Annotated in this window: 9 protein-coding genes; 8 read left to right on the top strand and 1 reads right to left on the bottom strand. The window is 44.2% G+C overall.

Annotated features, from left to right (window positions below; translation table 11 throughout):
- The first annotated feature begins 216 nt into the window (after positions 1–216).
- From BMZ93_RS05160 to BMZ93_RS05145, 4 genes are read left to right on the top strand one after another with little or no spacing between them, the layout of a single operon-like run.
- Positions 217–954: an amino acid ABC transporter ATP-binding protein gene (locus BMZ93_RS05160; RefSeq protein WP_091502850.1), complete on the top strand. Its 738-nt coding sequence runs from the start codon at positions 217–219 to the stop codon at positions 952–954.
- A gap of 13 nt (positions 955–967) precedes the next feature.
- Positions 968–1,834 carry a transporter substrate-binding domain-containing protein gene (locus BMZ93_RS05155; protein WP_091502847.1) on the top strand — a complete coding sequence of 289 codons (867 nt, stop codon included), beginning with the start codon at positions 968–970 and terminating at the stop codon, positions 1,832–1,834.
- On the top strand, positions 1,834–2,475 hold the full coding sequence (locus BMZ93_RS05150; RefSeq protein ID WP_091502845.1) for an amino acid ABC transporter permease: 642 nt from the start codon (positions 1,834–1,836) through the stop codon (positions 2,473–2,475). Before BMZ93_RS05155 ends, BMZ93_RS05150 begins: the two co-directional genes overlap by 1 nt.
- Positions 2,476–2,486: 11 nt before the next feature.
- Positions 2,487–3,140, top strand: a complete 654-nt coding sequence (locus BMZ93_RS05145) for an amino acid ABC transporter permease (RefSeq protein WP_091502843.1) — start codon at positions 2,487–2,489, stop codon at positions 3,138–3,140.
- A 59-nt stretch (positions 3,141–3,199) separates the two neighbouring features.
- On the opposite strand, the gene pnuC is transcribed toward BMZ93_RS05145, so the two are convergent.
- Positions 3,200–3,928: a nicotinamide riboside transporter PnuC gene (gene pnuC / locus BMZ93_RS05140; protein WP_091502840.1), complete on the bottom strand. Its 729-nt coding sequence runs from the start codon at positions 3,926–3,928 to the stop codon at positions 3,200–3,202.
- 317 nt (positions 3,929–4,245) lie between these two features.
- Here pnuC and BMZ93_RS05135 point away from each other — a divergent pair, with 317 nt between their 5' ends.
- The 4 genes from BMZ93_RS05135 (at position 4,246) to BMZ93_RS05120 (ending at position 7,436) form a co-directional block, all read left to right on the top strand.
- Positions 4,246–5,511, top strand: coding sequence for a NupC/NupG family nucleoside CNT transporter (locus tag BMZ93_RS05135; RefSeq protein ID WP_091502837.1), 1,266 nt, complete (start codon positions 4,246–4,248; stop codon positions 5,509–5,511).
- Positions 5,512–5,658: 147 nt separating this feature from the next.
- Positions 5,659–6,069, top strand: coding sequence for an MMPL family transporter (locus BMZ93_RS05130; RefSeq protein ID WP_091502832.1), 411 nt, complete (start codon positions 5,659–5,661; stop codon positions 6,067–6,069).
- 28 nt (positions 6,070–6,097) lie between these two features.
- Complete coding sequence (locus tag BMZ93_RS05125; protein WP_091502828.1) at positions 6,098–6,592, top strand: hypothetical protein; 495 nt, start codon at positions 6,098–6,100, stop codon at positions 6,590–6,592.
- A gap of 97 nt (positions 6,593–6,689) precedes the next feature.
- The gene (locus tag BMZ93_RS05120; protein ID WP_091502823.1) at positions 6,690–7,436 is read left to right on the top strand and encodes a hypothetical protein; all 747 of its coding nucleotides are present in this window, start codon (positions 6,690–6,692) and stop codon (positions 7,434–7,436) included.
- Positions 7,437–7,701: the final 265 nt, after the last annotated feature.

Below are 7,701 nucleotides of genomic sequence, written 5' to 3'. Positions count from 1 at the left end.
GGTAGAACACCGCACTGTTAATGCGAAGGTCGCTGGTTCGAGCCCAGCCGGGACAGTTAAGAAAAAACACCAACCCCAATCGGGAGGTGTTTTTTTCTTGAAATGAGGGCTTGTGATATAAGCTCACGCGAATAGTTCTAATCAATTAAAGCTGAAATATAATTGTAATTAGGACTATAATCGAGATGGAATGAAAAAAGGGGAGGAAGTTGCGCAATGTCGATGATTGAATTCAAAGACGTGGAAAAGTACTACGGTCACTTTCACGCACTAAAAGACATCAACTTAAAGATTGATGCAGGTGAAACGGTAGTTTTGATTGGACCTTCAGGTTCTGGAAAGTCTACCTTAATTCGTACGGTAAACGGCCTGGAGGAAATCCAAGAGGGGCAGTTAATCGTTGATGGTTATGATCTCCACGACCCAAAAACGGATATGAATAAGATTCGTAAGAACGTGGGGATGGTTTTCCAGCACTTCAACCTTTATAACAACAAGTCAGTTTTGGAAAACATCATGCTGGCGCCACGTTTGGTATTGAAGCGTGATGAAGCGGAAAACAAGAAGATTGCGATGGAACTTTTGGAACGTGTTGGTTTAGCTGATAAGGCTGACAACATGCCATCCGCTCTATCAGGTGGTCAAAAGCAGCGGGTTGCCATTGCCCGTTCATTGGCGATGAAGCCTAAGTGCCTGCTCTTCGATGAGCCAACTTCTGCTTTGGATCCCGAAATGGTTGGTGGCGTCCTAAAAGTCATGCGTGAAATCGCCCAAGACAGTGCGATGACGATGCTTGTCGTGACCCACGAAATGGACTTTGCCAAGGCGGTTGCCGACCGTGTTATCTTCATGGCCGATGGTGCCATCTTGGAAGACGCCTCAACGGAAGAATTCTTCAAGGCGCCAAAGAACGAGCGTGCCAAGCAGTTCTTGAGTCAAGTGGATAGCCACTGAGAAGGAGGATGAAATGGAAAAGAACAAAAAACGTCTTTTTGGTATCATTGCTTCCATTCTTCTAGTCGCCTTTTTGATTATTGCTGGTGTATGGGCTGCAGACGCTGCTCATAAGAACCAGACTCACCAAGATACTTTGGAACGAGTGAAGACTACCAAGCAGATTTCTTGGGGTGTTAAAACGGATACCAAGCTATTCGGTTTGGTCAATACGAAGACTGGTAAGTCCGAAGGATTTGATGTTGATTTGGCCAAAGCTCTGACCAAGCAAATTGGAAAGCAGTTGAACTTGAACCTGACGCCAACCTTTACGCCGGTCAACGCCTCATCAAAGGTTCAACTATTAAAGAACACGAACATCGATGGTGTTTTGGCCGTTATGACCATTACGAAGGAACGTGCCAAAGTTGTTGATTTCTCTGATTCTTACTTCCCTGCTGGTAACTCTTTGCTGGTTAAGAAGGATTCCGGAATTAACTCAATCAAGGACTTGAACGATTCTTCAAAGACCATTTTGGTTGCCTTGGGAACAACGGCGGCTGACACGGTGAAGAAGGAAGCACCAAATGCTAAGGTTTTGGCCTTGCAAGATTACGCTTCCGCTATGCAAGCCTTAAAGGCTGGTCAGGGACAGGCCATTGTTACTGATAACGCCATCCTGTATGGTTTGGCAACCGAAAACCCAGACTACAAGGTTGTCGGTGGTACATTGAGCTATGGTCCTTACGGTGTGGCCTTTGACCACAACCAAAAGGGCATGGTTGATGAGACCAACAAGGCCTTGGCTACATTGAAGAAGAACGGTACTTACAACGCTTTGATTAAGAAGTGGTTTGGTCAAGTACCTGGTTTGGACATTAGTCAGTTGGAGGTGAAGTAATGACTTTATTCGATAAATACTCTTCACTATTCTTCTCGGGATTTGGCTACACAATCATGGCATCGTTGATTGCTTTGATTGCCTCCTTGGTCCTTGGAACGGTCTTTGCCCTTTTGCAGCTCTCAAAGAAAAAGGGCTGGGCAATGCTTGGAAACGGCTACGTTCAGTTTTTCCGAAACGTACCGCTGTTGATTATCACGCTCTTCTTTTACCTGGCGGTTGCCAAGGTGATTAAGATGACAGGATTTGCCGCTGGAACGATTGCGCTGTCACTCTACACGTCAGCCTTTATCGCTGAATGTGTTCGTGCCGGTATTCTTTCCGTGGACAACGGACAAATGGAAGGGGCCTTAGCAAACGGCCTTTCCTACGGACAGGCGATGCGTAAGATCGTTTTGCCACAGGCCTTCCGAATTGCCATTCCTTCATTAGGAAACCAGTTTATTAACTTGGTAAAGAATTCATCCATCCTGGCCTTTGTTGGTGGTTTGGATTTGATGTATCAAGGAAACATCGTTGCGGCGAACTCCTTTGATACCTTTACGGCATACATGATTGTTGGTGCTTTCTACTTGGTCTTGACGTTACCATTGAGTTACTTCATGCAGTACCTAGAAGCACGTACACAGGAAAATCGATAGGAGGATGAGCAATGAATGACTTTTTTGCAGCTTTATCAGCTGATAATCTGAGCTACCTCTTGCAAGGTTTGGGTATCACCGTTGGTGTTTCCGTCTTTTCAATTATCATTTCCTTGATTATTGGATCCTTTGTCGGTATCGCCATGTTTGAAAAGATTCCGTACTTTTCTTCTTTGATTGGTACCTTGAATAACATTGTGCGAAACTTGCCCTTGCTGTTGATTATCTTCTTTACTTATTTCTCACTGCCACAGGTTGGTATTCGCTTACCTGTTTTCTGGTCAACGGTTGTGGCCATGTCCTTCTTTGAAGCGGCCATGCTATCCGAGATTATTCGTGGTGGTTTGGAGTCGATTGATAAGGGACAGTTTGAGGGAGCGCGTTCGACGGGGATGTCGAACAAGCAAACGATGATTTACGTTATCCTGCCTCAAGCCTATAAGAAGATGATTCCACCTTTGATTTCACAGTTGATTTCATTGGTTAAGGATACGTCTTTGGCATCTGGTATCGTTTTAGCGGACTTGACCTACCGTGGTCAGGTTGTTTATGCCCAGAACAGCCACTATATCGTGCCAATTTTGATCTTCATGACCTTTGCCTACTTCGTGGTGAACTACTTGCTTTCACTATTGGCAAAGTACTTTGACCGTCGTTTGGCCTAAGTGATATTAAATATAAAAGTCGCGCTTTCCAGCTGGAAAGCGCGACTTTTTGAATGGAATTAATTTGAATGCTTGTACCAGTACCAGGCGCCGTAGAGTGCGTTCACCAGCATAACAATTTGTAGAACGAGCATCGAGACGGCGTAAGAACCGTCTAGAACGAAGACGTTTTGTGCCCAAACGGACACTTGAACGATGTCAACTAAAATCCAAGCGAACCACTGGGAACGGTAACCGTAGGTCATGAGAACCTGACCGATGATGTTCAGCGGTAGGACGGCGGAATCTAGGTAGACCTGTAGGCCGTTTAGGTGTTTTGAAATGGTCAAAACGATTAAGTAGGTGATAACCGTGATAATCAAAACGGCCCAGGCTAATTGCTTGGATAACTTCTTAGGCTTAATTTCACCAGCGTCTTCATCTCGGACTTTGGCCCAGAGATAAATACCAAAGAATTGCATAATGAAGGCGAATCCCTGCGCAAAGACGTCACCGAAAGTTCTTGAGTTAAAGGCGACGATTAGCCAGGCTGAGGTACAAAGAAGCCCCCAAAAGAAGTTGGACTGTTTTCCCTGATCAACCAGTGCTAGGTTGATAACTGCGGCAAATCCGGTCCAAAGGGTTAGCCATGCCAACCCTGAACGGTCGGATGAGAGGGCGAAGGTCAAGACCTGTGCACCAATCATGACCGCCAGTAGCCATTTCGTTGTGGCCTTGAGCTTTCTTAGGTCCGACCAAATGGCCCGAGGGCTGAAGGTCAGTGCCATCGTTGACTGTGTGTGATTCATATGTGTTCTCCTATTGTTTTTAAGGTGCCGTCATCGGAAGCAACGCACCATGTGTTCGCTGTTTATCACGATTGATAAACGTTTTGATTATAGCAGAAAAAACAGGAGATGCTAGAAGACTTAAATTTAAATATGGTGAAATACAGGGTGATTAAACGAATGAGATTTAAATTGTTAAAAGCGAACGATTAGAAAAAATTAACCAAATTATTCGGCGAAATGCTTCTGATCCGTTAGTCGACTGTCTAATTTTTAAATAATAAAATGCTATAATTGATTTGCTTATGCATTGTTGTACAAAAAACAGGGGGAACGACATGTACTTATTAGTGAATGCCTTAGGACTGCTCGTGTTTATCGCGATTGCCGTTCTGTTTTCTAAAAACCGTTCCAAGATTAATTGGCGCTCCATTGCCACAATGGTAGTTGTCAACTTAGTCTTGGCCTGGTTCTTTACTTCATTCTCGGTTGGACGAGACATGATTGACGGAGCTGCAACCGGTTTTAACGAGCTGGTTTCAGTGGCCCAAGAAGGAATCGACTTTGCCTTGAAGCCAACGGGTGCTAAGTTGCAAGGTAACTTCTTCACCAGTGTCTTGCTACCAATCTTGTTGGTCGTGCCACTGTTCGATATCTTGACTTACTTTGGTATTTTGCCATTCGTCATCAAGTGGTTGGGAAAGGGCTTGTCAAAGCTTTTCGGACAACCAAAGTTCGAATCATTTTTCTCCATTGAAATGATGTTTCTTGGAAACACGGAAGCCTTGGCGGTTTCAGCTTTACAGTTGAAGAAGATGAAGGCGGACCGGATGTTGACCTTAGCCATGATGTCCATGTCCTGTGTGACGGCTTCAGTCATTGGTTCTTACACGATGATGATGCCTGGTCGTTACATTTTGACCGCTGTGCCAATTAACGTCATTAACGCCTTGATTGTGACGGCCATTTTGAACCCGGTTGAGGTAACGCCTGAAGAAGACACCATCGCGAAGATTGGAGCAGCACCAGCTGCGGCAGAAGATGTTGATTCAGGTTCAGAAAAACTTGCGGAAGCTGAAGTGAAGGAAGCAACTAAGGTTGAACGCGAACCATTCTTCTCCTTCCTTGGTGACTCTATCCTGGGTGCTGGAAAGTTGATTTTGATTATTGCCGCAAACGTTATCGCCTTTGTTGCCTTGGCAGCCATGGTTGATAAGTTGCTTGGTTTGGTTAACCCTTGGCTTTCCCTTGAACACATCTTGGGAATCATCATGTACCCATTTGCCTGGTTACTAGGTGTTGGTTCGCAGGCCTTTGACTTGGCCCAGCTGATGGGAACGAAGTTGATTACCAACGAATTCGTTGTAATGGGTTCTGTGACAAACAAGATTAGTCACTTCTCAGACCACTACGCAGCGGTCTTGACGGTCTTCTTGACATCCTTTGCAAACTTCTCAACGGTTGGTATGATTGTTGGTTGCTTCAAGGGAATGGTTTCAGAGGATAAGAGCCGTGTGGTTGCCAAAAATGTTGGTTACTTGCTCTTGTCTGGTATCTTGGTATCGCTTTTCTCAGCGGCCATGGTTGGACTCTTCGTTTGGTAAAAGTAAATTAAAAAGGCGGGCGCTGCTCGCTTTTTTCCTTTTAAAAAGTCGGCTGACCCCCAGCCGACTTTTTGATTACCTTGGCCTTTTGTGACATTCCTGCTAAAATGGATTGTGATATCAACTTGTTTTGAAAGGATTTCGCCGATGGCAAAGAAAAATAAAAAGCCAGTTACGAATGATGATGTGCGGGCAGAAGAAACAGAAAACGTTTCGGAAGATAAAGCGCAGACTCCTTCTTCGGCTGATCAAATGCAAGAAGCGGTTACTGCTGCTCAAAAGGGTGCGCAGGCTGCAGCTGATTCAACAAAGCAGGTTTTTGATAAGGTAAAAGAACGTTCTGAATGGTCAAATCCGGTGGTGGTAGTTGTTGCTGCTATTATTGTACTGGTCGTTCTTCGGGTGCTCTTTGCTAGCTTATTAACGGACTTATTTAACTACGTTGGTAAACTATTAATGGCAATTGTCACCCAGGATGCCTGGCCAATCGTTTTCGCAGGCTTTATCATTTACTATCGTAAAGAAATCCGTGACCTCCTAAATCGTCTAGGTCGCTGATTTATTTATTCTTGAAAGGATTTAAATTATGTTATCACGTGCAAAACGACGCCAAACGACTAAGCGAGGCATGACTTTTTATAAGAAGTGGTGGTTCTGGTTAATCATCGTTATCATCGCTGGAGGGGTTGCCTTCTACATGGTTGGTTCTGCTTCATCAAAGTCTGATGATGACTCACCAACACCTGATATTTCTTATTCATCTAAGAAGCACCATACGTCTACTGAATCATCAAGTTCTTCTGATGATAAGGAGCAAGAAGAGGCGGCAGCCAATGCTGCTTCAGCAAACGCTGCCGCTGCTGCAAAGGCAAGTTCTGAAGCTGCTGCGGAACGTGCTGCTGCAAATGCCGCTCAGTCATCACGTGCTGCAGCTGAAGCTGCTGCCAAGTCTTCTTCTGATGCTGCGGCTAAGGCTGCTGCGGAATCTTCAAGTAAGGCTGCCGCTGCTCAAAGTCAATCATCTTCTTCATCTTCACAATCACAACAACCTCAACAGCAACACGAACAGAAGCAACAGTAAACTTTACGAAAGACCAACGAATTCCGTTGGCCTTTTTTATTATGTTCAAAAAGAGGAGTATAATTATTCCTGTTAATAATAAAAGTAGGAATGAAAAATGAAACGGAAAAAGTGGCTTTGGATTTGGGCGATTGTGATTCTTCTGGTAGCGATTGCTGGTACGGTAACCCTTGTATGCACCAAGCAAGAATCTTCTAAGAATAAGGTCGAGAAAATCAATACCTCACAGTCCACCTCCGGATTGCGAACAAATGCAACAACGAAGATGATTAACATGAAGTCTGGTCAAAAGAAGGTTGTTAACGGCCTTCAAATTGACGTGAAGTCCATTTCTAAAACTGATTACAAGGCTTATAGTAAGCGAAGCGTTGTGAAGGTAAAGATGTCGGTTAAAAACACAACGAAGAAGGATTTGTACGTTGTGGCTTCTGCGCCCCATGGTGCCTTTGATACTGGTTTTGCCAAGTCTGATAGCTGGAACTTAGCAGGGCTTGCTACCGATAGCATTACAGATTCGCACTGGACATCTAGTGTTGCCTCCATTGCTAACGATAAGGGGAAGCTTTCTGATGATAATTTGATTAGTAACCAACTTCAAAAGAAATCTGGTGTGATCTTAGGAATCGGTGCTAATTATAAGTACATGTGTTGGAAGTTAACACCTGGCCAAAGTGTTTCTGGAAATGCCTACGGTGCTTATGACCAGGATGCAAATAATCCGGATCAACTACCTGTTTTGAAGGTTAACCCTGATCAAATCGGGGTCGACAAGTCGACGGTGGACATATACAAGGATGAGTATCAGCGGCAAGCTGCAACGGATACGAATACGGATAGCGAATAAAACTTGACTATCCCGTTAAGTCTTTGTAAACTAAGTACAACCTAGAGGAGTACGCAAGCGCTACTAAAAGAGACCTACTGGAAGCTGTGAAGTAGGAGAGTTAATGCGGAAGGTTGCTAGGGGTTAATAATTGATTTAAATGAAGTGGTGTTTTCTAACGATATAGTTGGTAAACGCAATTTAGGTGGTACCACGTGTAAGCGTCCTAATCGAAAGATTAGGGCGCTTTTTTTATATAAAAAACCTAAAATAACCCTTCAAAAAA

This window comes from Fructobacillus durionis, from assembly GCF_900112405.1.
In the GTDB taxonomy this organism is placed as follows: domain Bacteria; phylum Bacillota; class Bacilli; order Lactobacillales; family Lactobacillaceae; genus Fructobacillus; species Fructobacillus durionis.
Note: the sequence above shows the minus strand (reverse complement) of the source record. Positions and strands in the feature narration are given on the sequence as shown.